The following is a 24,196-nucleotide window of genomic DNA, read 5'->3' on the forward strand; positions in this document are numbered from 1 at the left end:
CCGTTGCCGGAAGCGCTAGTCCGGCAGCGTGGCCGCGCCCATGCGGCGCGCGATGATCGACGCCTTGACGCGGAAGTTGACGTGCACGTTGGCGCAATATGTCTTCTTGTCGAAGCATTTCGGCGCCGGCAGCGCCGCCGCGAGGCGCGCGGCCTGCCCCACGCCTAGCTTGGCGGCCGACGTATGGAAGTAGTGCTGGGCGGCGGCCTCGGCACCGAAGACGCCCTCGCCCCACTCCACCGAATTCAGGTAAATCTCAAAGATCCGCTGCTTGTCGAGCCAGAACTCGAGCATCCACGTGATGGCCAGCTCCTGGCCCTTGCGCAGGTAGTGCTGCTCGGGCGCCAGGAACAGGTTCTTGGCGAGCTGCTGCGTGATGGTCGACCCGCCGCGCACGATGCGCCCGCGCTGCTTGTTGCGCTCCCAGGCGGTCAGCATCGCGTCGAGGTCGTAGCCGGGATGATTGACGAAATCCGCGTCCTCGCTGGCGATGACCGCGCGCTTCAGGTGCCGCGAGATGTCGTCGTAGCGCACCCACTCGCGCTCGACCCCGCAACTCCAGACATTGGCGCCGCAGAGCCGCCAGCGCTCGGCGCGCATGAAGGTCGTGGACGATGGGTTCACGACCTGCCACGCGGCAATCTGGAGGAAGAAGTAGAGCTGCATCGCCAGCACGCCCGCCACCAGGCAGCCGGCGAGATAGCCGAGCCAGCGCAGCGGATTGGCCGCGCTGCCGGCACGCGCCGGCGATCGGGAGGAAGTCCGCTGGCGCGCCAAGCCGGGTGGCCTCAGCGGGCGGCTTCGGCCTGGAGCCCGGCTCGCAATTCCGCGAGAACGGGGACAGTGTTGGGCCGCACGCCGCGCCAGTTGTAGAACGCCTCGGCGGCCTGCTCCACGAGCATGCCCAGGCCGTCGCTGGTGCGCGCGCCCCATTGGGCGGCGTAGGCCAGGAACACGGTCGGACGGGCGCCGTACATCATGTCGTAGGCCAGCACGCCCTCGCCCAGCAGGTAGTCAGGCACGGGCGGCACTTCGCCCTGGAGGCTGCTCGACGAGGCGTTGATCACCACGTCGCAGCGCTCTTCCTCGCTCAGGGCGGACAGCGCGTCCAGCCCACCGCCCCACAGTTCCACGTTGTACTGGTCGGCCGCTTCGACGAATTCCTCGAGCATATCGCTCGCCTTGGAAGCGGTGCGATTGGCCACCACGATCCGCGCCGGACGGCACTCGATCAGCGGCAGCATCGCTCCCATGGCCGCGCCACCGGCGCCGAGCAGCAGGATGCGCTTGTCTTCCAGCAGCACATCCAGGTTGTCCTGGATGTCGCGGACCAGGCCCACGCCGTCGGTGTTATCGCCATGGATCAAGCCGTCCTCGATCCACATCGTATTGACCGCGCCCGCGGCTTCGGCGCGCGGGGTCAGGCGGTCGGCCAGGTCGTACGCTTCCAGCTTGAACGGGGTGGTCACGTTGAAGCCGTGGCCACCTTCGGCCAGGAAGCGGCGCACCGTGTCGGCAAAGGCGCCGAGCGGTGCTTCGAGGCGGTCGTACTGCACGGCTTCGCCGGTCTGGCGCGCGAAGGCGGCGTGGATGGCCGGCGAGCGGCTGTGCGAAACGGGGTTGCCCACCACCACGTAGCGGTCTTGCTGCACGGGCGGGTTCGGCTGGGAAGTCAGGTCTGTGGTCATCAACGGGGTTGCAGGCGGACGTCGAGCCCGCTCCGCGTGAACTTGAACGTGGAAATGACTTCCAGGATGTCCTGGCGCTGTTGCATTTCCGGGGTAAAGGCGCCGAACGGCGCGGCGGCGCGCACGATGGCCACGGCCTGGCGGTCCAGCGCGGGGTCGCCCGAACTCTTGGCCACGTCGATGGACTCGACGTTGTAGCCGTCGCGGTTATAGCCGAGCTTGCCGAGCCGGTTGACGTTGATCACCAGGATCAGCTGGCCGTACAGCGGCTTGCCATTGCGCTGGGGGAAGTCGCTCGTGCCGCGCGTCTCGATCTTGCGGCGCAGGCGGTCGTAATACTGGGCGTAGTCCACGCCCTGCGCGCTGGTCGCGGTCAGCTGCATGCGCTTGGGCCGCTTGGCGTACTGCTCCAGGTTCCGGCCGATCTCGGCCTCCAGCCGTGCCATCTCGGTCACGGCGGTGCGGTCGTCCTGGCCACGCGTGGGGGCCGGCTGCTGCTGTTCGCCCGGCTTCACGGGCTGGCTGCGCACGCTCGGCGCGGCTTCGCGCGATTGCGTCATCAGCCGGCGCTGGTCTTCTTCCAGTTGCTCGATGCGGCGCTGCGTCAGCCGCATCAGGTCGCCATCCTTGGACTCGGTCTGCGCCGGCAGCGGCGTGGTGGCACGCTGGGCGTCGTGGTCGCCGCCGCCGTCCAGGTTGGCCTGGGCCAGCACGGTCGGGTTGCGGGGGCGTTCGGCGGACTTGGAGTTGACCAGCACCACGTCGAGCTGCGGATCGGACCGCTTGATCTCGAAGACTTCGGGCGCGGCAATCCGCACCATCAGGATCAGCGCGTGAATGGCCACCGACACGGCCAGCGCCTTGGCCAGCGTGCCGCTGGAATGCCACCACTGCAGGGGATGGCGGGGAGCAACAAGAACGGCGTTCACGATGGCGGTGGGCGGGAGCGTCCGGAAAATGCAGACAGTGAATACGAAGGGCGGCCACCCCACCGCAGGCGGGGTTGGCCGGATCAGACTTCGATTGTAAGGGAGCGGATTGCTTTTCCGAAGGGGTCAGGCCGTCGGGCCGGCCCCGGTGTCGCGTGGCGCCGACGCCTCGTCGTCCGAAGCGGGCTCGGCGCCCTCCCCGGCCGGGGTTTCCTGGCCTTCCGGCGCCCCTTCCGAGCCACCCTCGGCAGCCGCTTCCGCCGCATCTTCGGCCGCCGCCTCGGCAGCGGCCTCGGCCGACACCTCCGCCGCCTCCTCGTCGCTCTCCAGCTCTTCCTCGGGGACTTCGCCTTCCCCGGCGAAGACCTCAAGCACGCGGCACGACACTTCCAGCGAAATCTCGTCCGTCGAGGCAATCTCGAGCAGCACCTGGGTGCCCCGGGCCGCCTGCGCCAGTTCCGCCACGCGCGTGACCAGCGGAATCTCGGTAAAGCGCACCGCGCCTTCCTTGAGCACGGTCGCCATCAGCTTCTCGCGGCCTTCCTGGGCCAGCCAGCGCAGGCACCAGTAGCGTTCCATCGTCGACTGGTGCTCGGCATAGGCCGCATAGGTGCCTTCGAAGTCCGCCACAGCGGCCAGCAGGTCGGCATCCTTGGGCTTGAACGGCGCCACCAGCTTGGCCGTGACGCCATGCTGCGCCACCGCCAGGATCTGCCACTGGTTCACCAGATCGACGTAACGGCGCAGCGGCGAGGTGCTCCACGCGTACTGCGCCACGCCCAACCCCTCATGCGGCGCCGGGTAGGTCTGCATCCGCGTACGGTGCATGCCCCACGCCTTCTGGGTGCGATAGATGCCCGGCACGCCGTGGTCGGCCAGCAGCTTGCCCCACGTGCTGTTGGCCAGGATCATCAGCTCGGCCACGATCTTGTCCAGCGGGGAGCCCCGGCGGCGCTGCTCGATGCGCACGCGCTCGGCGCCGCCTTCGAGTTGATCGATATAGAAGTTGTAGTCAGCCCGGTTGTGCGACTCCGGCCGCAGCCCGCTGGCGAGGCGCGCGCGCTGGCGCTCGTCATGCAGGTGGTTGGCCAGGTGGAACAGGTGCGTCAGCGCGGAGCGGAACGGGTAGTCGCCGGTGCCGTTGGCCAGCGCGGCCTCGGTCACCACGTCCTCGAGCAGGTTGTGGCGCAGGTTGGCGGCAATCGGCACCCGCTCGGCGCGGGTTTCGCTGGCGGTGATGGCGATGCCGTCCGGTGTGTTCGGGTCCACCGTCACATAGAGCGACAGCGCCGGGCAGGTGCGCCCTTCCTGGAGCGTGTAGCGCTCCACGATGGGGTCCGGCAGCATGGTGATCTTGTCGCCCGGGAAGTACACCGTGGACAGACGATGCCGCGCGATGGCGTCGAGCGCATCGCCACGCTTGATGCCCAGCGCCGGCGCAGCAATGTGGATACCCACGCGCAGCTTGCCGCCGTCGAGTTCGGTGACGGACAGCGCGTCGTCGATCTCGGTCGTCGTCACATCGTCGATCGAGAACGCCTGCACGTCGGCCAGCGGCAGGTCGCCGCCCGGCTCCGGCACGTCCACGTCCGGGAAGCCGGTGCCCTTCGGGAAGCATTCGGAGAGGAACTTGGCCTCGTGCAGCGCGCGCGGGCTGGACACGCCGCCCACGGCCACCATCAACCGCATCGGCGTCATGCCGAGCGCCGTGCAGGCGGCGTCCATCGCCTTGAATTCGAGGCTGTTCTTGTCCGGCTTGAACAGCAGTTGCAGCACCTTGCCCCGGAACGCGTCCGGCAGCGTCCGCGCCTTGAGCTGGTCTTCATAGCCGGCCTGCACCAGCGCCTGCTGCTTCTTGCGTTCGACTGCGGCCAGCGCGGCCTGCAGCTGGTCTTCCGGGGCGCGCAGGTAGCGGCCACGGCCCTTGCGGCGGAAATAGACCGGGTTGCCATGCAGCGCCATGGCCAGCGCGGCCTGCTGCACCGGGCCGGCATCGGCGCCGTAGTATTCGGCGGCCAGCTCGGCAAAGCCGAATTCCTCGGCCGGCGCGCATTCCCAGAGGAAGTCGAGGTCGATGTCGGCGGTCAGGTCGCCTGTCTGCCGCACCATTTCGATTGCCGACGGCTGGGCAAACTGCAGCAGCACGTCGCGCGCCTTCACCTTGGTGCGTTTGCCTGCTGGCAATTCTACCTGGTAGGCCTCGCCCTGCTGGGCGAGCACGGTGCCGGCGCGAATTTCGCCGCCTTCTTCAAACAGCAACTGCATGGATCGGTACTTTCAGAAATGCCGGGCGCCGTCACCGCGTGAGCGTGGGAGCGGGTTCCCGGGCAGAGTCGACGGACCGCCCGTGATGGATGGGCGCCGTGGGCCGCCATATGGCAATGGGTCCGGCAGATGTGGCCGGTCGGACTCCGGATGATACCGCACCGCCGCCGGCGCAGGCCGGCGCAGCAGGTCTGGCAGGAAGACCTCGGTCACCAGCATGGTGCCGCCGCCGCGCCGGAACACCGAGCGCCGCGCGGGCAGCATCGGCACATCCTGCATGGCCGGCACCACGCGGGCCAGGGCCTGCCGCAGCGGATGCTCCGGACGCAGCCGCGCAAACTGGAACGGCTCGCGCCGCACGCGCGGATCGATAAACAGCGCCCCACCGAGCGGGCGCTCACCTAAGCCGCGCAGGAACGGCCAGTCGCGCGGCGCGTGGTGCGGATCGACGATGGTATGGGCGAAGATGGCCGGCACATCGTCGCAGATAAGCAGCACTTCGCGCGTGATGGCCGGCACGGGCCGGATCAGGCCGATGGTCCGCCATTCATCGGCAAACGGCCGTTGGAGCGACTGGGCGAGCCGCTTGACGCGGAACTGCGCGGAGGCGGCCATCAGCCGGGCGGTCAGCGAGCCCTCGCCGATCACCCAGCGGCGCAGGTTGAAGGGGATGTCGGCATCGAACGGCAAATGCGCCCGCCACGCGCCGGTGCGCGGCGTCCGGTACAGCGGATCGCTCATGCCGGGTCCGGGCGGGAGGCGGGCAGCTTGCCGCCGGGGCCGTAGCCGCAGAAAGCGAGCACGTCGTCCACGTAGTCTTCGAACTCGCTGATGCCGTGGTCGCTGCCTTCGATGATGCGGATGTGGGCACCCGGGCAGGCTTCGACCATCTCGCGGTAGTCGAGCACCTCGTCGCCAGTCGCCGCCAGCACGTAATAGCGCGCTGGTTTTGTGATCTTTTCGACACGCAGATCGAGCAATTCCTGAAGGTGGCTACGCTCCACCACGACCGATCCGCCGCCGTGATACAGCGGCTGCTCGCCCAGATACTTCTCCAGGTCGGTCCACGGATGGATCGCCGGATTGAGCAGCACCGCACGGCAGCCATGGCGCTCGGCCAGCCAGCGCGCGTAGAAGCCGCCCAGCGACGAACCGATGATGGCGATGTCCGTCTCGCCCCCGGCGCGGGCGCCCCGGATGGCGGCCTCGGCCTGGGCGATGGCCTGGGCCGGCGAGACATTGAGCGTGGGGCAGGCGAAATATTTCTCCACGCCCCAGGCGCGCATCCGCTCTTGCACAAGCCGCGCCTTGAACGATTGCGGCGAGGAGCGGAAGCCGTGCAGATACAGCAGCATCGTCGGACCCTTGTCGATTCTTGATCAGGCGGCGAGCGCGTCGAGCAGCTTCTGATGCACGCCGCCGAAGCCGCCATTGCTCATCACGAGCACATGGTCGCCGGGGCGGGCGGCTGCCGTGACGGCCGCGACCAGCTCGCCGAGGTCCTGATAGGCGGCGGCCTTGTCGCCAAGTGGTGCCAGCGCCTCACCGAGGTTCCAGCCCAGCGCGTCCTTGCCCGCCGGCGCACCGTAGCCGAACACCCGATCGGCGCCTTCCAGGCTGGCCGGCAGTTGCGCGGCCATGACGCCGAGCTTCATCGTATTGGAGCGCGGCTCCAGCACAGCCAGGATGCGGGCGTTGCCCACCCGGCGGCGCAGGCCGTCGAGCGTGGTCTGGATGGCCGTGGGATGGTGCGCGAAGTCGTCATAGACCGTGATGCCGTTGGCCACGCCGCGCACTTCCATGCGGCGCTTGACGTTGGCGAAGCGACCCAGCGACTCGATGGCCTGCGCCGGCGTCACGCCCACATGGCGGGCGGCGGCGATGGCAGCAATCGCGTTCATGCGGTTGTGGGTGCCTTGCAGGTCCCAGACGACCGTGCCCTGCACCGCATCGCCGAACCAGACATCGAAGGCATCCTTGCCCGCCGGGGCCGGCGCCTGCGCATCGCTCTCTTTCCAGTCGCCCACGCCGAACTGCTCGACCTCGCTCCAGCAGCCGCGCTCCAGCACGCGCGCCAGCGCCGGCTCCACGCCGTTCACGAGGATGCGGCCCTGACCCGGCACGGTGCGCACCAAGTGATGGAATTGCGTCTCGATGGCGGCAAGATCCGGGAAGATGTCGGCGTGATCGAACTCGAGGTTGTTCAGGATGGCCGTGCGCGGGCGGTAGTGGACGAACTTGCTGCGCTTGTCGAAGAAGGCTGTGTCGTATTCGTCGGCTTCGATGACGAAGAAGTCCGATGGTGTCAGTCGCGCGGAGATACCGAAGTTTTGTGGCACGCCGCCGACCAGGAAGCCCGGGTTGTAGCCGGCGTCCTCAAGGATCCAGGACAGCATCGACGTGGTGGTCGTCTTGCCATGCGTACCGGCCACCGCCAGCACCCATTTGCCGTTGAGCACGTGCTCGCCCAGCCATTGCGGGCCGGAGACGTACGGCAGATTGCGATCGAGGATGGCTTCCATCAGCGGATTGCCACGCGACACCACGTTGCCGATCACGAACAGGTCCGGCTCCAGCGAGAGCTGGGACGGGTCGAAGCCTTCGATCAGGTCGATGCCCTGGGCTTCCAGCTGGGTGCTCATGGGCGGGTAGACGTTGGCGTCGCAGCCGGTCACGCGGTGACCCGCCTGCCGGGCGAGGACCGCAAGGCCGCCCATGAAAGTACCGCAGATGCCGAGGATGTGAATATGCATGGGATGCGTCGGGGGAAATGGCGTGCGCCCGGGGCGCCGGGCGGGATAGCGGTCGATTGTACCCGAGCCCTCCGCCCGGACTGCGACACCCGGCCGCGGCACCAAGCCCGGCACCACGACCAGACAAGCGGCGTATCATCGCGGCATGTCCAGACGCAACATCCCCGACCCGACCCGCGTACGCGAGGAAATCGCCCAGGCCGCGGCCCGCATGATCGCCGAGGACGGCGCCGACTACGCCACCGCCAAGCGCAAGGCTGCCAAGCAGCTGCTCGGCGACATGCGCGTTGCCGGCGAATGGCTGCCTGATAACGACATGATCGAGGAAGAAGTCCGCGCGTACCAGGCGCTATTCCATGCCGAGAGCCAGCCGCGCATCCTTGCGCTGCTGCGCCGGCTGGCCGTGCTGGCGATGGAAGACCTGGTCAGTTTCCGGCCTTATCTGGTCGGCGCGGTGCTCAACGGCACGGCCACCGAGCATTCCGATGTCTATCTGCAATGCTTCTGCGACAGTCCCAAGGACGTCGCGCTGCACCTGCTCAACGCCGGCGTGGACTTCGACACCAGCGAAAGCCGGCACTTCGCCGGCCGGGGCGACGTGGAGACGCTGAGCTTCCTGTGGCGCGGCCAATGGCCGGCGGCGCGCGAATGCCGCTCGCTGGCCGGCGAGGTCCGCGCGGAACTTGGCGCGCCGGTCGGCATTCATATTGCGCTGTACGATGCCATCGATGAACGCGGCGCCGTGCGGGCGGATGCCAGCGGGCGCGTCGCGCGTGCCGACCTGGCCGCCGTGCGCGCCCTGAGCACCCCCGAGCCGGCCGAACCGCCCGCGCCCTGATCCTCCGAACCCTCTCTATATAGATTGCGCCCCCAGATGACCGCCTCCGCACCCGGCTCCACCCCCATCCGCCGCTCCCGCCTGGGCCTGTGGCTCGTCGTTGCCATCGTGGCCGCCGCTGGCGGCGCCATCGTCGGTCATTTCGTGTTATCTCCCAAGCCGGTGGCCGATCAGGCCGTCGAGACCTTCTTCCAGACCAAGATGCCGGACCCCGCCGGGGTGGAACTGGATCTGACCAAGCTGCGCGGCAAGACCCTGGTGGTGAACTTCTGGGCGCCCTGGTGCGGCCCGTGCGTGGAAGAAATGCCCGAGTTGACGGCCTTGCATGGCGAATATGCCCAGCGCAACGTCGAATTCGTCGGCATCGGCATCGATTCGGCCAGCAATATCCAGCAGTTCCTCAAGAAGGTGCCGGTGGCCTATCCACTGGCCGTGGCCGGGTTCGCAGGCACCGAGCTGTCGCGCAGTTTCGGCAACGCGCAGGGTGGCCTGCCCTATACCGTGGTCATCAACCCCGACGGCTCGGTGAAATACCGCAAGATGGGCCGCGTGCACGCCGAGGAACTGCGCAAGGTGCTGCCCGGCGCGTGAAATCGGGCTTCTGGGCCGAAACACGGCCCAACTGCCCGGGATCTCCGCTCAATGGGGTGACTACCACCCCAGTCTGAGCGCGCGGACACCAAAATCCGTGAGAAGACTCTGAAATGCGCCGGCCACGCCACGTGGCCTTGTATCGCGTGCTAGACAAATCCCTCTAAGCTACGGTAATCTCCGCGCAATTTCGTTGATCTGGTCGAGCTACCGTGTCTTCAACTCCCGCCGAAAACGGCGCCGCGCGCTACCGGAAGGTGCTGGTCCTGCATGGACCGAACCTCAATATGCTGGGCACGCGCGAACCGCAGACGTACGGGCACACGACGCTCGCCGACATCAACGATGCGCTGGCAAAACGCGCCGCCACGGCTGGCCTGGATCTTGATACGTTCCAGTCCAACCATGAAGGGGCGCTGGTGGATCGTATCCAGGCAGCACGCGGCGAGGGGGTGGACTTCATCCTCATCAACCCGGCAGCCTATACGCACACCAGCGTGGCGCTGCGCGATGCCCTGGCCGCCGTGGCGATCCCGTTCGTGGAGATACATCTGTCGAACGTGCATCGCCGCGAACCGTTCCGTCATCACTCGTATTTCTCGGATCAGGCCGTGGGCGTGATCTGCGGCCTGGGCTGGCAGGGTTACCTGCTGGCGCTGGAATACGTGCTGGGGCAGACGGCCGCGGCCCCGGGCGATTGAAGGCTGCCCGCGCGTCGGCACAGCATCAGGAATGCCCGGACCCTGCCTCGCGGCCAGCGCGGCAGACCAATCAATGACTCACCGCCGCCGTTTCCTTCCCTCGGGAGGAGACCGGACAACCCGATTCTGGAGGATAAGAAGATGGACCTGCGCAAGCTGAAGACGCTGATCGACCTGGTGGCCGAATCCGGCATCTCGGAACTGGAAGTCACCGAAGGTGACGGCAAGGTACGCATCGTCAAGGCGCCGCCCCAGGTGATCGCCGCCCCGATGGCCATGCCCCAGATGCAGGCCCTGCCGGGCGCTGCCCCCGTCGCCCCGATGGCGCCGGCCGCCGCACCGGAAGCCGCCCAGGTTCCGTCGGGCCACGTCGTCACCTCGCCGATGGTCGGCACGTTCTACCGCGCACCGTCGCCGGGCGCCGCCCCGTTCGTGAACGTGGGCGACACCGTCAAGGAAGGCCAGACCGTCTGCATCATCGAGGCCATGAAGCTGCTCAACGAAATCGAGTGCGACAAGGCCGGCGTGATCAAGGAAATCCTGGTCGAGAACGGCCAGGCCGTCGAATACGGCCAACCGCTGTTCGTGATCGGCTGATGCGAGCCTGCCCGCCGCGCCCCCGTCGCCCGCGCCCCATCGGCCCCGGCACGGGGATCGGGGCGGGCCTGCATCGCCCCTGCTCCCCCATGCTTGGCACGCTTCAGGCCGCCGCGTGGCGCCCTGCTTTGCAACACCGGCCCCGCGCCGGGGCCCGACTTGCCGGGCCGGCACCCGTTCTCGCAGAGAGAGACCATGTTTGAAAAAATTCTGATCGCGAACCGGGGCGAAATCGCCCTTCGCATCCAGCGCGCCTGCCGCGAGCTGGGTATCAAGACCGTGGTGGTGTACTCGGAAGCCGACAAGGAAGCCAAGTACGTCAAGCTGGCCGACGAGGCCGTCTGTATCGGCCCGGCGCCGTCCCCGCTGTCGTACCTGAACATGCCGGCCATCATCTCGGCCGCCGAGGTCACCGACGCCCAGGCCATCCACCCGGGCTACGGCTTCCTGTCGGAGAACGCCGACTTCGCCGAGCGCGTGGAGAAGTCCGGCTTCGTCTTCATCGGCCCGACCTCGGACAGCATTCGCCTGATGGGCGACAAGGTGTCCGCCAAGCAGTCCATGATCAAGTCCGGCGTGCCGTGCGTGCCGGGCTCCGAAGGCGCCCTGCCCGACGACCCCAAGGAAATCCTGGCCACCGCGCGCCGCGTGGGCTATCCGGTCATCATCAAGGCCGCTGGCGGCGGTGGTGGCCGTGGCATGCGCGTGGTGCACACCGAGGCCGCGTTGATCAACGCCGTCAACATGACGCGCGAGGAAGCCGGCCGCGCCTTCGGCAACCCCGAGGTCTACATGGAGAAGTTCCTGGAGAATCCGCGCCACGTGGAAATCCAGATCCTGGCAGACCAGCACCGGCAAGCCATCTGGCTGGGCGAGCGTGACTGCTCGATGCAGCGCCGCCACCAGAAGGTGATCGAGGAAGCACCGGCCCCGCACATCCCGCGCCGCCTGATCGAGCGCATCGGCGACCGCTGCGCCGAGGCCTGCAAGAAGATCGGCTACCGGGGCGCCGGCACGTTCGAGTTCCTGTACGAGAACAACGAGTTCTACTTCATCGAGATGAACACGCGCGTGCAGGTGGAGCACCCGGTCACCGAGATGATCACGGGCATCGACATCGTGCAGGAACAGATCCGCATCGCCTACGGCGAGAAGCTGCGCTTCCGCCAGAAGGACGTGCAGATCCAGGGCCACGCCCTCGAGTGCCGGATCAACGCCGAGGACCCGTTCAAGTTCACGCCGTCGCCGGGCCGCATCACCGCCTGGCACATGCCGGGCGGCCCCGGCGTGCGGGTGGACTCGCACGCGTATGATGGCTACTTCGTGCCGCCTAACTACGATTCGATGATCGGCAAGATCATCACGTACGGCGCCACGCGTGACCAGGCCATCGCCCGCATGCGCATCGCGCTGTCGGAGATGGTGGTGGACGGCATCCTGACCAATGTGCCGCTGCACCGCGAACTGATGCTCGATGCCAACTTCGTCGAAGGCGGCACCAGCATCCATTATCTTGAACACCGCCTGGCCCAGAAGGCCGTGGCCAAGGGCGAGAAGGCCTGAGGCCCCGCCTCGGCCGGCATCGTCGCAGCAAGGAATCACGTGGCTTTCCAGGAATGTGTGATCGAAATTGCGCAGGAGCAGGCCGAGGCCTGGTCCGACGCATTGTTCGACCTCGGCGCGCTGTCGGTCTCGGTGGAAGACGCCGATGCCGACACGCCCGATGAGCAGCCGCTGTTCGGCGAGCCCGGGCTCGAGCCGACGCGGCTGGCCTGGAACCGCTCGCGCGTGGTGGCCCTATTCGACGACGAGACCGACCCGGCGCTCGTGGTGGCTGCGGCCGCCAACGCGCTGAATGTCGATCCGGTGCCGGACTACGCGTTGCGCGCGGTGGAAGACCAGGACTGGGTGCGCCTGACCCAGTCGCAGTTCGCCCCGATCCGCATCGGCGAACGGCTCTGGGTGGTGCCGTCGTGGCACGACGCCCCGGAGCCGGACGCCGTGGTGCTGGAGCTGGACCCCGGCCTGGCCTTCGGCACGGGCAGCCATCCGACCACGCGGCTGTGCATGCAGTGGCTCGAGCAGAACGTGCGGGCCGGCGAGACCGTGCTCGATTACGGCTGCGGCTCGGGCATCCTGGCCATCGTCGCCAAGAAACTCGGTGCGGGCGATACGCTCGGCATCGACATCGATCCGAATGCCGTGGAGGCGTCGCGCTACAACGCGGAACGCAACCAGGTGGCGGCCACTTTCGCGCTGCCGGATTCCGTATCAGACGCCACCTACGACCTCGTGGTGGCCAATATCCTCTCCAATCCGCTCAAGCTGATGGCGGCCATGCTCAGTGCGCGCGTGCGCCCGGGCGGCCGGCTGATCCTCTCGGGCGTGCTGGAACGGCAGGCGGACGAAGTGGCCGCCGCCTATGCGCCCTGGCTGGCCATGTCGGTCTGGCGCAGCGAGGAAGGCTGGGTCTGCCTGCACGGCACCCGCGCCGACGCCGCCAGCTCCTCCGCCAACCCTTCCTGATTCGACACCATGGCTGCCGCCAAGCTTGTCACGCGTTGTCCGGCCTGCCGCACCGCGTTCCGGCTTGTGGCGGACCAGTTGCGCCTGCGCCAGGGCCTGGTCCGCTGCGGACAGTGCGATACCGTCTTCGACGCGCGCGAACACCTGATTGAAGTGCCGGTACCGGCCGCCTCGGCTGCCGCGCCAACGCCTGCGCCGGTGCCGACGACGGTGTCAACGACTGCCGGCCCGAGCGTGGCCGCTGCGCTGGCCCATGCCGAGCAGGCCCAGGCCAACGCGCGTGCCCATGCGCAGGAAACGCCGTTCGATCCGGGCTTCGATCCCGGCTATGACGTGCCGGCGCTCGATTCGCCGACCATGATGATGCCGGAGGCCGAGCAGCCGCCGGTACGGCAAGAGCCGGCACCCGAGGCGCCACCGGCGCCGCAGCCGGAGGTGGAACTGGGTCTGGCGCCGGAACATGAGGACGAAGTCGAGCCGGAACCGGTGGTTGTGCCAGAACCGGAACCGGAGCCCGTGGCGGAAGTTGCGCCCGAGCCGGAACCCGAACCCGAACCCGAACCCGAGCCCGAGCCCGAGCCCATAGAGGAAGCCGCAGCGCCCGCGCCTGTCGCGCCATCGGCACCCTGGCCGACCCTCGATCATTCGGCCTTTGGCGAACCTCTCCCGGCCCCGGCGGCACCCGCCCCGGCCGTGCCGGCGCACTCGTCACTCGACCCCGCTGCGGCATTCGCCCCGGCGTCGGCCAGCCCGCCGCCGTCCGGCGCGTACAGCGCCAGGGCCGCGTGGCCGCCGGTGCCGTCCTCGAGTCCATCCCCCAGCCCCACGCCGGAGGCGGCCGAGCCGCTGCCGCCGACCAACCCCTTCCCGCATACCGAGCCGGTACGCAGCGCGAGCGAATACCTGCGTGCCGCCGATCCCACCGTGGCGCCGGCCGAGGAATTCGCGCGTGAAGGGGAGGACGATGTCGCGTCGGCCAGCGCCAATGCGCTCGATACGTCGCGCGAGGGCACGCCCGATGCCATCGCACGCGAATCCACCACGCGCCACTGGATCCGCCGCGAGGTATCGCCGGGCCCGGTCTTCGCCCCCGATTTCCTGCGCCACGCGCGTGACCGCGAACGCGCGCGCCCGGCACGCGCCAAGGTGGTCGTGCCGGTCAGCAAGCGCGTCTGGGTGCGCATCGCCGTGGTGCTGCTGGCCATCGGCGCGCTGCTGCAGGGCGCCTACCTCGGCCGCAGCCAGCTGGCCGGCCGCGTGCCGGTGCTGCGTCCGCTGCTCGAGGCCGCCTGTGAGCCACTTGGCTGCGAGGTGCCGCCCTGGCGCGACCTCGAAGCGCTGCGCATCGACAGCTCCCAGCTTCAGAAACAGGACGAGGCGACCGATGTTTACCAGCTCGCCGTCACCATGCGTAACCAGGGCCGCGCCACTACCGCGCTGCCCGCGATCGAACTGGTGATGACCGACCTGCAAGACCAGTTGCTGCTGCGCCGCGTGCTGCAACCGACCGAATACCTCGAGCCCGCGCAGCGTGCCTTCGCAACGCTGGGCCTGCGCGCGGGCAGCGAGCTGCCGGTTCGGGTACGATTCCGGACAGACCAGACGGCGGCCAACTACCGCGTGCTGATCTTCTACCCCTGATATCCAGCGCCCCGCCGCGCCGCCGGTTCGCACCGGGCAGCGCGGACGAACATCCCATCCCAGTACAGGAGTGACCATGAGCAATGTGACCCTCGGCGGCAACGCCATCGAAGTTGGCGGCAAGTTTCCCCAGGCAGGCGACAAGGCCCCCGACTTTTCCCTCGTGGGCAAGGACCTGAAGGATGTGAAGCTGGCCGACTTCGCCGGCAAGCGCAAGGTGCTGAACATCGTGCCGAGCCTGGATACGCCGGTGTGCCAGGCGTCCGCGCGCAAGTTCAATGAAGCCGCCAGCACGCTGGACAACACCGTGGTGCTGACCATCTCGGCCGACCTGCCGTTCGCCATGGGCCGCTTCTGCACGGCCGAAGGCCTGGCCAACGTGGTGCCGCTCTCGACCATGCGTGGCGCCGAGTTCAAGAACGCCTATGGCGTGGACATCAAGACCGGCCCGCTGGCCGGCGTGGCCGCACGCGCCGTGGTCGTGCTCGACGAAAACAACGCTGTGAAGTACAGCGAACTCGTGCCCGAGATCAAGCAAGAACCGAACTACGACGCCGCCCTGGCCGCGTTGAAGTAAGCTGCCGGAGGCCTTCGGCATCACCGGTATCTGACAAGTACGAACGCCGCCCGTCTCCGCACGGGCGGCGTCTTTTTCAACCGTATCATCCGTATTCGATTGCGAGGAAGAATGGCCAGCTTGATCTGTGGCTCCGTTGCCTACGACACCATCATGACGTTCGACGGGCGCTTCCGCGAACACATCCTGCCCGACCAGATCCACATGCTGAACGTGTCGTTCCTGGTGCCGGGCATGCGGCGAGAGTTTGGCGGCTGCGCCGGCAACATCGCCTACACGCTCAAGATGCTCGGCGGCGAGCCAGTGGTGATGGGCACCGTGGGCGAGGACGCCGGCCCGTACCTGGACTACCTGCGCAAACTCGACATCGTCACGGATCACATCCGCACGCTGCCGGGCACCTTCACCGCGCAGGCGATGATCACGACCGATCTCGACAACAACCAGATCACCGCCTTCCACCCGGGCGCGATGAGCCAGTCGCAGCTGAACAGCGTGCAGGATGCGCTGACGGCCGGCCGCCAGCCCGCCCTGGGCATCGTGGCGCCGGACAGCCGCGAGGGCATGCTGCACCACGCGCAGCAGTTCGCCGAAGCCGGCATTCCGTTCATCTTTGATCTGGGTCAGGCCATGCCGCTGTTCAACGGCGAAGACCTGCGCCAGTTCATTGAACTCGCCAGCTACGTGACGGTCAATGACTACGAAGCGCAGGTCCTGCTGTCCCGCACGGCCTGGACCAGCGCCGAGGTTGCCGCCAAGGTTCGCGCGTTCATCGTGACGCACGGCGAGCGCGGCGCCAGCATCTTTGCCGATGGCCAGCAGTACGCCATTCCGGCCGTGCCCGCCGAACAGGTCGTCGACCCCACCGGTTGCGGCGACGCCTTCCGCGGCGGCCTGCTCTACGGCATCGAAAACGGGTTGGACTGGGAAACCACCGGCCGCCTCGCCTCGCTCATGGGCGCGCTCAAGATCGCCCGCCAGGGGCCGCAGAACCACTGGCTCTCGCGCGAGGACATTGGCAACCGGTTCCAGTCCGCATTCGGTTACCGCTACGCGTAACCCGGACGCTGCCCGGCGCCGTGCCCACAAGGCGGCGGCGCCCGGCCGGCATCCGCCGACATCGCGGAGCGCGGGTCTTTACGGGAAGGAAGTCAATCATGAGAAACATCGTGCCGTACATCGTCCGCACCGGCGGCGTGGCCGTCCTGGTGGCGGCAAGCCTGGTCTCGGGCTGCGCCAGCTGGTCGAACTCCAACAGCGTCTACACCTCGGGCCAGGCCCAGCGTGAGCAGACCGTGCGCTACGGCGTGGTGGAGGGCGTGCGCGAGGTGCTGATCCAGGGCGGGCAGACCGGCGCGGGCACGCTGGCCGGTGGCGCCATCGGCGGCATCGCGGCGGGCAGCACCATCGGCGGCGGCAACGGCGCGATTGCGGCGGGCCTGCTGGGCGCAGTGATCGGCGGCCTGGCCGGCAGCGCGGCGGAGAACAAGATCCAGCAGCGTCGCGGCCTGGAGATCACGGTGAAGCTCGACAACGGCGAGATGCGCGCCATCACCCAGGAAGCCGACGAGGCGTTCCGACCCGGCGAGCGCGTGCGCCTGCTGTCCTCGGGCGGCGTGACGCGCGTGACCCACTGATCGCACCACGCACCCGGACCGGGCACACCGTGCCCGACCCCAACGCCGCGCGCCTCCGGGCCGCGGCGTTTTTCTTTGGGCGATAAAAAACCCGCCGGGCGAATGCCATCGGCGGGTCGGCAAGACAGCTGTCTTGCGGACCGGATACGAGGTATCCGGTCAGTGCGGCACGCGATGCGTGCCCTGGCGCTTCCCAGTTGTGATCGTTCGCACGAGGCGAAGCGATTACGGACGGGTACCCGTCGGGAACGGCCAGGCCGCAGCCGGGTTCAGCGCGGTCTTTGCAGCAGCAGCGGGTGCAACGGCAGGAGCCGCGGCAGGCTTGGCAGCAGGCGCCTTCTTGGCAGCCGGCTTCTTCGCAGCAGCCTTCTTGGCAGCCGGCTTCTTGGCAGCAGCAGGCTTCTTCGCAGCAGCCGGCTTCTTCGCAGCAGCAGCCTTCTTGGCCGGTGCAGCCTTCTTGGCCGGTGCAGCCTTCTTGGCCGGAGCGGCCTTCTTGGCTACAGCCTTCTTGGCGGCCGGCTTCTTGGCGGCAACGGCCTTCTTGGCCGGGGCCTTCTTGGCGGCTACCTTCTTGACCGCGGCCTTCTTGGCCGGGGCTGCCTTCTTGGCGACTACCTTCTTGGCTGCAACCTTCTTCGTTGCAACCTTCTTGGCGGCTACCTTCTTCACAGCGGCCTTCTTTGCCGGTGCCTTCTTGGCGGCTACCTTCTTGGCAGCAACCTTCTTCGTTGCAACCTTCTTGGCAGCAGCCTTCTTGGCGGCCGGAGCAGCCTTCTTGGCGGCGACCTTCTTCACGACGGCCTTCTTGGCGGCCGGCTTGGCGGCTTTCTTAGCCGCCGGCTTTTTCTTTGCAGCAGTTGCCATGGATAACTCCTTCACTAGCGTGAAATATCGAATGACCTAGGATGGCGACCCGACCGACCCGAAGCGCGATACCGCGTGACTCCAGTCGAGCGAGCGATTCATCGGCGCACGGCACAGCTTCGGTCGCACGCTAATGAATTCGGTGACAGGGATGCCGCGACACGCGGCGTTCAAGCGGCAGCGCAACGGACCCCCGCGGGCGGCAAAGCCAGCCTGCAGGCGGGTGTCCGGGGCATGCCGCGCCCTGGAATATTCGATTGGCCCGCGCCGCCCGTTATGTCGGCGCACGACCAGGAAAGAGGAGATATCGGTCAGCAGGCCTGCGGTGCGGGCATGGCCTCGCGCACGGCAGACGGCAATCATTCGGGGGTAGCTCGCCCATCCCGTCACTGGGCTACAGGAGACTGCACGCGTTTTGAGAAGCCGGTTCGGCTTGGTCTGCGTCAAAGTTCTGGTGCTCCTCGGCTACCCGCATTCACTGCATCGAGTCATCGCCATCATCGTTGCTTCTGCTTGTTGCTTGTTGCTTGTCGCTGCGATACGTCGATGCAATGAACTGAGACTCTTGTCAAGGCGAATCATAATTCGTTTGTTCGATGATGTTAAGAAAAAAGTGCAAAAAAACTTGCGTGCGCGAGCGAGTCGATCTACTTCGCTCACGCATCGCGATGACAGCATCATCGACACGCTTGTTCATCTCGACTTCCACACGCCTTCCGAAGTTCCTCCGCGAGGTCGATGCGCGTCGATTCGATGGCGTCGCGCACTGCGTCGCACAGCCTCGCGTGACACCTCGCCGCCCTCGATCGCACACTGTCGAAGGCTGCCGAACGCGCCGTCAACACGCACGGCGGCGCGCCGCGCGATCCACCGGAAAGCCGCATGGATGTTGGCTTTCACGGCGATGGCATGTAATGCGCACGGTGCCTCGCCACGGCATGCTGGCCGCGCACGCGCACGCCGCGATGGCCTCGCACGGCGACGCTCTGGCGCTCGCTCGGCACGCTTCACGCGCATCGATGCGCGAGGGTTCGATGTCATCGCGTCGGACATGCGCCGACACCGCCGTGCGTCGATCCGACAGTTGCGCGAGTACGACGAAAGAGTGATGCGTCAACGCAACGGTTTGTCACCGTCCTCGATGCGATGACGATGTTTGGACACGCTTCGACACGTCATCGACACGCGCCGGCATCGCTTCGACAGCGCGCGACACCACCCGCGACACACCCGATGCAGCGTCGCACCGCGTGCGTGCGACACAGCGCTGCGTGGTCAGAGAACACAGCGTGCCGATGGGGTGTCGATGAGGTACCGGCGGAGCGTCCGCAGGCGCCCGGACGACCCCGGAGTTCCCCTTAGAGGAATGCTTCGGCCTCGCCGCGCGGCGTCGCATGCTGCACGGCATAATCCCGCAAACCCCCGTACGGCGGTCGATTGCGGGGGACGGCGGCGCACCGCTGGTGCGTACGCAAACGCGCAGTGGTGATTGCGGCGCGGCGCGCGCGCCAGTAGATTGGCGTCGCGACACCTTCGCATCATCCCGACACACTGAACCAGGAGACCCTCATGCGCATTTCCCTCCCACGCACGCTGCTGCGCGCCACCGTGTTCGCGGCCGCCTTCGCCGCCAGCACCGTCGCGCTCGCGCAGGCCACGCCGGCCGGCACGTGGAAGACCATCGACGACGCCACCGGCAAGCCGCGCGGCGTGATCGAGATCACCGAGAAGGACGGCGTCTACAGCGGGCGCCTCGTGAAGAGCCTGGTGGAGACCGCCGAGAGCAAACCCAAGGTCTGCGACAAGTGCACCGACGCCCGCAAGGACCAGCCGGTCATCGGCATGACGCTGCTGACGGGCCTGCGCAAGACGGGCGACAACGAGTACACCGGCGGCGAGATCCTCGACCCCGAGACCGGCAAGCTTTACAAGTGCAAGATGGCGCTGGCGGACGACGGCAAGAAGCTCAACGTGCGCGGCTTCATCGGCATCAGCCTGATCGGCCGCACCCAGACCTGGGAACGCGATCATTGACCCGTCATCGGTTCCCGCACGCCGTCCTCGCCMTCCTCTCCCTCCTTGCCGTCACACTGTGCACAGCATGAATAGCGCCGCCGCCCGCCCCGGGCGCCGGCCGCCCTCCCCGCTGCGCTGATCCGCCGTCAGGCAATTGACAGCCGCATTCGGTACCATCGACGTTGGTACACACCACAACAGATACCGGAGACAAGCATGCGTATCCCCATCCATGGCGGGGCGATGGCCCTCGCCCTCGCCACCGCCGCGCTGTGCGGCACCGCCCCGGCCCATGCCGCCGACGCCTGGCCCAACCACGTGATCAAGTTCGTCGTGCCGTTCACGGCTGGCGGCGCCAACGACCTCGTCGCGCGCGCGGGGGCCGAAGCGGTGAGCAAGCGGATCGGCCAGCCCGTGGTGATCGAGAACCGGCCGGGCGCCGGCGGCGTGGTCGGCGCGGACTACGTCGCCAAGAGCAAGCCGGACGGCTACACCTTCCTGGTGGGCGCCGTGGGCACGGTCACCAACAGCCTGATTCGCACGAAGATGCCGTATGCGCCCGATGACCTCGTGCCGGTTGGGCTGATCGCGGTCAGCCCGTCGGTCATCGTCGCGTCGCCGTCGCTGCCGGTGAACAACCTCAAGGATCTGATCGAGTACTCGAAGAAGCAGGGTGGCGCGCCGTTCGCCACCGCCGGCAGCGGCAGCACGCCCCACTTCGTCGAGGAGATGCTCAAGGAGAAGGGCGCGCAGCTGACCGTGGTGCCGTACAAGAGCGGCTCGGAGAGCATCACGGCGGTGATCGGCGGCCAGGTGGCGGCGACTTCGGAGGCCAGCGTGGTGGTATTGCCACAGATCAAGGCCGGCAAGCTCAAGGCGCTGGGCGCAACCTGGGACAAGCGCATGGCTGCCGCGCCCAACATCCCCACCACGGCCGAGCAGGGCCTGCCCGAAGTGCGGATCGGCCATTGGGCCGGCATCTTCGCGCCGAAGGGCACGGATCCGGCGATCATCAAGCGGCTGAATGCGGAGCTGACCGCCGGCATGCAGACGCCGGAGATCCGCGAGCGGCTGCTGCCAAACGGCATCGAGCCGGCGGGCGGCTCGGTGGAGAGCTTCGTCGCGTTCATCCATGCCGAGCGCGAGCGGCTCGGTCGGCTGGCGAAGAACGCGCACATGACCGCCGAGTAACGATTACAACGCTGTGACGACGCTGTGACGAGATAACGGCCCGCATCGACGGGCCGTTTTCGTTTTTCTGCTATGCCAGCGAGGCCGGCACCGCTTACATCCGGTACCGCAGCGTGGCCACCACGCTACGCGGCGCGCCGGGCATGTTCAGGTTCGGACTCGAACCGTGCGCGGAGACGATGTAGCCCTGGTTGAAGAGGTTGTAGACATTGAGCTGGGCCTCGAACGGGCCCCGGCGGTACCAGGCCATCATGTCGGCCGTGACATAGCCGGGCAGCGTGACCGTGTTGGCCGGATCGGCCATGCGCGCGCCGACGAGGTTCAGGCCGCCACCCACGCCAAAGCCATGTCCGAGCGACTTGGTCAGCCATAGGTTGCCCGAGTGGCGCGGCGTCAGCGTGGCGCGCTTGCCTTCCAGCGCGGCGGTCGACTTCGTCACCGTGGCATCCAGGTAGGCATAGCCGGCCAGCACCTTCCAGCCCTGCCCCAACTCGGCGGCGCCGCTCAGTTCCACGCCGTCGGTGCGCTGCTCGCCGATCGGCATCAGGGCCGTGCCGGTGGCGTTGGCTACCTTGATATTGCTGCGCTCGAGCCGGAACACCGACACCGTGGTGCTGGCCTTGCCGTCCAGGAAGTCGTACTTGGCGCCCAACTCGGTATTGTTGGTGGTCTCCGGTGCCAGTTCGGCGTTGTTGGCGGCCAACGAGAAGTTCTCGCCCGACGGCTGGAACGACTTGCTCCACGACAGGTAGTAGGACTGCACCTTCGACGGCTGCCACACCAGCCCCGCGCGCGGGCTCCAGTTGTTGTCGGTGCGCGCCAGGTTGGGCTGGCCGGGCCGGCGCTCGATGGTCTCCTGCTCGAAGCGGTCGTAGCGCACGCCCACCAGCGCCTTCCAGTGCTCGGTCAGCGTCATCATGTCCTGCGTGTACAGGCCGAGCGTCTTGAAGATGCCGAGGTTGTTGGCCGATGGCGTGCCGCCCACCAGCAGCGGCAGCACGGGCAGCACCGGGTTGAACAGGTTCACCGTGGCCACGTTGTTGCGCGAGTAGTTGACCAGGTCCTTGTTCTGCTGGCCGACTTCCACCCCGTAGAGCAGTTCGTGCTGCATCCCGAAGAGCGTGGCCTTCTGCGTCAGGTCGGTCTGGTTGAACCAGCCGTGTTCTTCGCGATACACATTGGAACGATTGAACGACACGGTCTGGGCCACCTCGTTGACCGTGCCGGACAGCGTGTTGTTACGGTCGAGCGAGTAATGGTAGTAGCGCGTGGCGTTGCGGATCGACCAGTTCTCATTGAAGCGATGGTTGATCGTGGCCGTGCCCGAGTACACGCGCGACTCCGAGGTATCCACATCGCGCGCGTTGGCCGCGCCGTAGTAGGTGGAGGGCCGCACGTTCACCGGACGGCCCCGGTACGCCGGGATGCCGAAGTCGGTGACGCGCTTGTCCTCGAGGTAATCGGCCTGCAGCAACACCGTGGTCTGGGGCGCGAGGCGCAATTCCAGCGACGGCGCGATCGCCGAGCGGCGCAGGAATTGCTGCGAGCGGTAGCTGTCGGCATCCTCCAGCGCGCCGGTCAGGCGGAACGCCGCGGCGCCGTTGCCGAACACCTTGCCGACGTCGACTTCGGCCCGCTTGTCGGCCCACGAGCCGTAGCTGAAGCTGAAGTCGGCCACGTCGATGCCCGGCTTCTTGGTCACGCGGTTGATCAGGCCGCCGGACGAGCCCCGGCCATACAGCACGGCGGCCGGGCCCTTGATGACTTCCACGCGGTCGACGTTGGAGAGGTCGCGGAAGTACAGCGCGTCGTCACGGATGCCGTCCACGAACTGGTCGGCGATGGCCGAGAAGCCACGGATCGACACTTGGTCACGCTGGCCGTCGCCGGTGGAAAAGCTCACGCCCGGCACGTTCTTCAGGACGTCCTGCATCGAGTTGGCATGCTGGTCCTGCATGACCTCGCTGGTGACCACGTTGACGGTCTGCGGAATGTCGCGCAGCGGCGCCTCGGTACGCGTGGCGCTGACCGCGTTGGGCGGGTTGTAGCCGGCGCCAAGCTCCCGGCTGACGTCCGCCTTGACGGTGACCGCAGGCAGCTCCTGCGGCGCGGGCGCGGGGGTTTCCGACTGTGCGTGGGCGATGCCGGCAGGCAAGGCGTGGGCAGCGAACAGTGCGAGGACGGCAGTCCGCACCGCATGTGGCTTTTGACTCATATTTCCCTGTAATGCGTTGTAATATTTTTACGAAAATGCGACGCATTATCATTTAGTGGGGGACGCGAGGTCAACGCATCACGCGAAGAATATGCAAAGTCAGGCATATTTGCGCCGCTTGCGGCGCATTTACGTCGAACGATAACAGCCGTCAGCCGAGCTGCTCGCTCAGCGCGAGGCGCGCTTCGCCGATGAATTCGCTCTCGCCGCGCCGGGCGGGCAGCAGGTAGAACTCGGCATCGGGCAGTGCCGGCAGGCGCCAGCGCGAGACGGCGGCGGCATCGAGCGGCATCACGCCCGGCCCGATGGCCGACGCATTGAGGCATGACACGCCAAGCCCCGCCGCCAGCGCCAGGTGCAGCCCTGCCACGCCGGACGCCGAGTGGGCGATGTCGAACGCGCGCTTCCGGCGCATGAGCAGTTGCACCACGAACTGGTGCATCGAGCAGGTGTCGGGCAGCAGCACCAGTGGCAGCGTGGGCTGCGGCGATTCGGCGATCTCCGGCGCGGCCACCCAGGCCAGCCCTTCGCGCCGCAACAGCGTGCCGGCACGATCGCAGCGCTCTAACCGTTCGGCGCGCGTTGCGCGGATCAGCCGCATGCTGAGGCCGATGTCGAAGGTGTCCAAGTCAGCGGCGGCCTCGATCGCGGCGCTCTTCATCACCGTGACGTGCAGTTTCAGATACGGATAGCGGTCTCGCAGACGGCGCAGCATGCCGGCAATCTCGCCCGGCCGGAAGTAATCGGTCACGGCAAGCCGCAGTTCGCCGTCGAGCGTGCGGCCGCGCAGTTCCTGCATCGCCATGTCGTTCAGCGAGAGGATGCGGCGCGCGTATTCCAACAGCCGCGCACCGGCCGGCGTGACCGCCGCGCCCTTCTTGCCGCGCGTGAGCAGCGGCACGCCCGCGCGCTCCTCCAGCTTGCGCAACTGCTCGCTGACCGACGACTGCGACAGGAACAGGCGCGGCGCCGCCGCAGACAGGCTGCCGCTGTCGGCCACCGTCACGAAAGTCTTCAACGGGGCTGCGGACGATTTCTTGGACTGATTCAGGTTGCGATTCCCAAGCGGCGCCGGTAGTCGACCGGGCTCATCGCCTGCAGGGACAACTTGATGCGCCGCTCGTTGTACCACTGGATGTACGAGTTTAGCTCGTTCATGAATGCCTC

At 67.5% G+C, this 24,196-nt stretch carries 22 protein-coding genes and 1 pseudogene; 12 read left to right on the forward strand and 11 right to left on the reverse strand.

Annotated features, from left to right (window positions below):
• Nucleotides 1-15: 15 nt before the first annotated feature.
• The 7 genes and pseudogenes from mtgA to mpl form a co-directional block, all read right to left on the reverse strand.
• On the reverse strand, nt 16-717 hold the full coding sequence (gene mtgA, locus AC1DP9_RS24595) for a monofunctional biosynthetic peptidoglycan transglycosylase (protein ID WP_441592375.1): 702 nt from the start codon (nt 715-717) through the stop codon (nt 16-18).
• 71 nt (nt 718-788) lie between these two features.
• Complete coding sequence (aroE, locus tag AC1DP9_RS24600; RefSeq protein ID WP_092298714.1) at nt 789-1,688, reverse strand: shikimate dehydrogenase; 900 nt, start codon at nt 1,686-1,688, stop codon at nt 789-791.
• A complete protein-coding gene (locus AC1DP9_RS24605) occupies nt 1,688-2,617 on the reverse strand; it encodes an energy transducer TonB family protein (RefSeq protein WP_454757342.1) in 930 nt (309 codons plus the stop codon). Before AC1DP9_RS24605 ends, aroE begins: the two co-directional genes overlap by 1 nt.
• Before the next feature lie 126 nt (nt 2,618-2,743).
• Nucleotides 2,744-4,882: a ribonuclease catalytic domain-containing protein gene (locus tag AC1DP9_RS24610; RefSeq protein WP_477106043.1), complete on the reverse strand. Its 2,139-nt coding sequence runs from the start codon at nt 4,880-4,882 to the stop codon at nt 2,744-2,746.
• 168 nt (nt 4,883-5,050) lie between these two features.
• A pseudogene (locus tag AC1DP9_RS24615) lies at nt 5,051-5,623 on the reverse strand (chorismate--pyruvate lyase family protein); the annotation flags it as partial.
• Nucleotides 5,620-6,237 (reverse strand): YqiA/YcfP family alpha/beta fold hydrolase, encoded by a 618-nt coding sequence (locus AC1DP9_RS24620; protein WP_477108730.1) that lies wholly within the window; start codon nt 6,235-6,237, stop codon nt 5,620-5,622. The gene AC1DP9_RS24620 and the pseudogene AC1DP9_RS24615, both read right to left, overlap by 4 nt.
• A gap of 24 nt (nt 6,238-6,261) precedes the next feature.
• Nucleotides 6,262-7,635: a UDP-N-acetylmuramate:L-alanyl-gamma-D-glutamyl-meso-diaminopimelate ligase gene (mpl, locus tag AC1DP9_RS24625; RefSeq protein WP_477106044.1), complete on the reverse strand. Its 1,374-nt coding sequence runs from the start codon at nt 7,633-7,635 to the stop codon at nt 6,262-6,264.
• A gap of 145 nt (nt 7,636-7,780) precedes the next feature.
• Here mpl and AC1DP9_RS24630 point away from each other — a divergent pair, with 145 nt between their 5' ends.
• The 10 genes from AC1DP9_RS24630 to AC1DP9_RS24675 all read left to right on the forward strand — a co-directional run bounded on the left by AC1DP9_RS24630 (nt 7,781) and on the right by AC1DP9_RS24675 (nt 16,743).
• On the forward strand, nt 7,781-8,473 hold the full coding sequence (locus tag AC1DP9_RS24630; protein WP_477108731.1) for a UDP-N-acetylmuramate--alanine ligase: 693 nt from the start codon (nt 7,781-7,783) through the stop codon (nt 8,471-8,473).
• Between the two features lie 36 nt (nt 8,474-8,509).
• Nucleotides 8,510-9,064 (forward strand): TlpA family protein disulfide reductase, encoded by a 555-nt coding sequence (locus AC1DP9_RS24635; RefSeq protein WP_092298696.1) that lies wholly within the window; start codon nt 8,510-8,512, stop codon nt 9,062-9,064.
• A 212-nt stretch (nt 9,065-9,276) separates the two neighbouring features.
• Nucleotides 9,277-9,765, forward strand: coding sequence for a type II 3-dehydroquinate dehydratase (gene aroQ, locus AC1DP9_RS24640; protein WP_441592237.1), 489 nt, complete (start codon nt 9,277-9,279; stop codon nt 9,763-9,765).
• 141 nt (nt 9,766-9,906) lie between these two features.
• A complete protein-coding gene (accB, locus tag AC1DP9_RS24645) occupies nt 9,907-10,362 on the forward strand; it encodes an acetyl-CoA carboxylase biotin carboxyl carrier protein (protein WP_092298693.1) in 456 nt (151 codons plus the stop codon).
• Between the two features lie 195 nt (nt 10,363-10,557).
• Nucleotides 10,558-11,925 carry an acetyl-CoA carboxylase biotin carboxylase subunit gene (gene accC / locus AC1DP9_RS24650; RefSeq protein WP_092298690.1) on the forward strand — a complete coding sequence of 456 codons (1,368 nt, stop codon included), beginning with the start codon at nt 10,558-10,560 and terminating at the stop codon, nt 11,923-11,925.
• A 39-nt stretch (nt 11,926-11,964) separates the two neighbouring features.
• A complete protein-coding gene (gene prmA / locus AC1DP9_RS24655; RefSeq protein WP_477108732.1) occupies nt 11,965-12,888 on the forward strand; it encodes a 50S ribosomal protein L11 methyltransferase in 924 nt (307 codons plus the stop codon).
• A gap of 9 nt (nt 12,889-12,897) precedes the next feature.
• On the forward strand, nt 12,898-14,529 hold the full coding sequence (locus AC1DP9_RS24660; RefSeq protein ID WP_477108733.1) for a DUF3426 domain-containing protein: 1,632 nt from the start codon (nt 12,898-12,900) through the stop codon (nt 14,527-14,529).
• A gap of 76 nt (nt 14,530-14,605) precedes the next feature.
• Entirely contained in the window at nt 14,606-15,106 is a 501-nt protein-coding gene (gene tpx / locus AC1DP9_RS24665) for a thiol peroxidase (protein WP_092298681.1), read from the forward strand.
• Nucleotides 15,107-15,217: 111 nt separating this feature from the next.
• On the forward strand, nt 15,218-16,165 hold the full coding sequence (locus AC1DP9_RS24670) for a carbohydrate kinase family protein (RefSeq protein WP_092298678.1): 948 nt from the start codon (nt 15,218-15,220) through the stop codon (nt 16,163-16,165).
• 98 nt (nt 16,166-16,263) lie between these two features.
• The gene (locus tag AC1DP9_RS24675) at nt 16,264-16,743 is read left to right on the forward strand and encodes an outer membrane lipoprotein (RefSeq protein WP_477108734.1); all 480 of its coding nucleotides are present in this window, start codon (nt 16,264-16,266) and stop codon (nt 16,741-16,743) included.
• Between the two features lie 225 nt (nt 16,744-16,968).
• Here AC1DP9_RS24675 and AC1DP9_RS24680 read toward each other — a convergent pair whose 3' ends face one another.
• Entirely contained in the window at nt 16,969-17,607 is a 639-nt protein-coding gene (locus AC1DP9_RS24680; protein WP_477108735.1) for a histone H1-like DNA-binding protein, read from the reverse strand.
• Nucleotides 17,608-19,176: 1,569 nt separating this feature from the next.
• On the opposite strand from AC1DP9_RS24680, the gene AC1DP9_RS24685 reads away from it, so the two are divergent.
• Entirely contained in the window at nt 19,177-19,641 is a 465-nt protein-coding gene (locus tag AC1DP9_RS24685) for a DUF2147 domain-containing protein (RefSeq protein ID WP_477108736.1), read from the forward strand.
• A gap of 198 nt (nt 19,642-19,839) precedes the next feature.
• On the forward strand, nt 19,840-20,814 hold the full coding sequence (locus tag AC1DP9_RS24690) for a Bug family tripartite tricarboxylate transporter substrate binding protein (RefSeq protein WP_441592231.1): 975 nt from the start codon (nt 19,840-19,842) through the stop codon (nt 20,812-20,814).
• 94 nt (nt 20,815-20,908) lie between these two features.
• On the opposite strand, the gene AC1DP9_RS24695 is transcribed toward AC1DP9_RS24690, so the two are convergent.
• The 3 genes from AC1DP9_RS24695 to AC1DP9_RS24705 form a co-directional block, all read right to left on the reverse strand.
• Entirely contained in the window at nt 20,909-23,029 is a 2,121-nt protein-coding gene (locus AC1DP9_RS24695) for a TonB-dependent receptor (protein WP_092298667.1), read from the reverse strand.
• A gap of 151 nt (nt 23,030-23,180) precedes the next feature.
• On the reverse strand, nt 23,181-24,047 hold the full coding sequence (locus AC1DP9_RS24700; RefSeq protein ID WP_477108737.1) for a LysR family transcriptional regulator: 867 nt from the start codon (nt 24,045-24,047) through the stop codon (nt 23,181-23,183).
• Between the two features lie 29 nt (nt 24,048-24,076).
• A partial coding sequence (locus tag AC1DP9_RS24705; RefSeq protein WP_477106011.1) for an IS3 family transposase occupies nt 24,077-24,196 on the reverse strand: 120 nt, incomplete at its 5' end.

This window comes from Cupriavidus sp. 01L43 (assembly GCF_056399925.1).

Bases quoted from the DNA above. Each gene is read 5' to 3' on its own strand.
- aroE (WP_092298714.1), bottom strand. From the start codon at position 1,688: ATGACCACAGACCTGACTTCCCAGCCGAACCCGCCCGTGCAGCAAGAC.
- AC1DP9_RS24610 (WP_477106043.1), bottom strand. From the start codon at position 4,882: ATGCAGTTGCTGTTTGAAGAAGGCGGCGAAATTCGCGCCGGCACCGTG.
- AC1DP9_RS24620 (WP_477108730.1), bottom strand. From the start codon at position 6,237: ATGCTGCTGTATCTGCACGGCTTCCGCTCCTCGCCGCAATCGTTCAAG.
- mpl (WP_477106044.1), bottom strand. From the start codon at position 7,635: ATGCATATTCACATCCTCGGCATCTGCGGTACTTTCATGGGCGGCCTT.
- AC1DP9_RS24630 (WP_477108731.1), top strand. From the start codon at position 7,781: ATGTCCAGACGCAACATCCCCGACCCGACCCGCGTACGCGAGGAAATC.
- AC1DP9_RS24635 (WP_092298696.1), top strand. From the start codon at position 8,510: ATGACCGCCTCCGCACCCGGCTCCACCCCCATCCGCCGCTCCCGCCTG.
- accB (WP_092298693.1), top strand. From the start codon at position 9,907: ATGGACCTGCGCAAGCTGAAGACGCTGATCGACCTGGTGGCCGAATCC.
- accC (WP_092298690.1), top strand. From the start codon at position 10,558: ATGTTTGAAAAAATTCTGATCGCGAACCGGGGCGAAATCGCCCTTCGC.
- AC1DP9_RS24660 (WP_477108733.1), top strand. From the start codon at position 12,898: ATGGCTGCCGCCAAGCTTGTCACGCGTTGTCCGGCCTGCCGCACCGCG.
- tpx (WP_092298681.1), top strand. From the start codon at position 14,606: ATGAGCAATGTGACCCTCGGCGGCAACGCCATCGAAGTTGGCGGCAAG.
- AC1DP9_RS24670 (WP_092298678.1), top strand. From the start codon at position 15,218: ATGGCCAGCTTGATCTGTGGCTCCGTTGCCTACGACACCATCATGACG.
- AC1DP9_RS24675 (WP_477108734.1), top strand. From the start codon at position 16,264: ATGAGAAACATCGTGCCGTACATCGTCCGCACCGGCGGCGTGGCCGTC.
- AC1DP9_RS24680 (WP_477108735.1), bottom strand. From the start codon at position 17,607: ATGGCAACTGCTGCAAAGAAAAAGCCGGCGGCTAAGAAAGCCGCCAAG.
- AC1DP9_RS24685 (WP_477108736.1), top strand. From the start codon at position 19,177: ATGCGCATTTCCCTCCCACGCACGCTGCTGCGCGCCACCGTGTTCGCG.
- AC1DP9_RS24690 (WP_441592231.1), top strand. From the start codon at position 19,840: ATGCGTATCCCCATCCATGGCGGGGCGATGGCCCTCGCCCTCGCCACC.
- AC1DP9_RS24695 (WP_092298667.1), bottom strand. From the start codon at position 23,029: ATGAGTCAAAAGCCACATGCGGTGCGGACTGCCGTCCTCGCACTGTTC.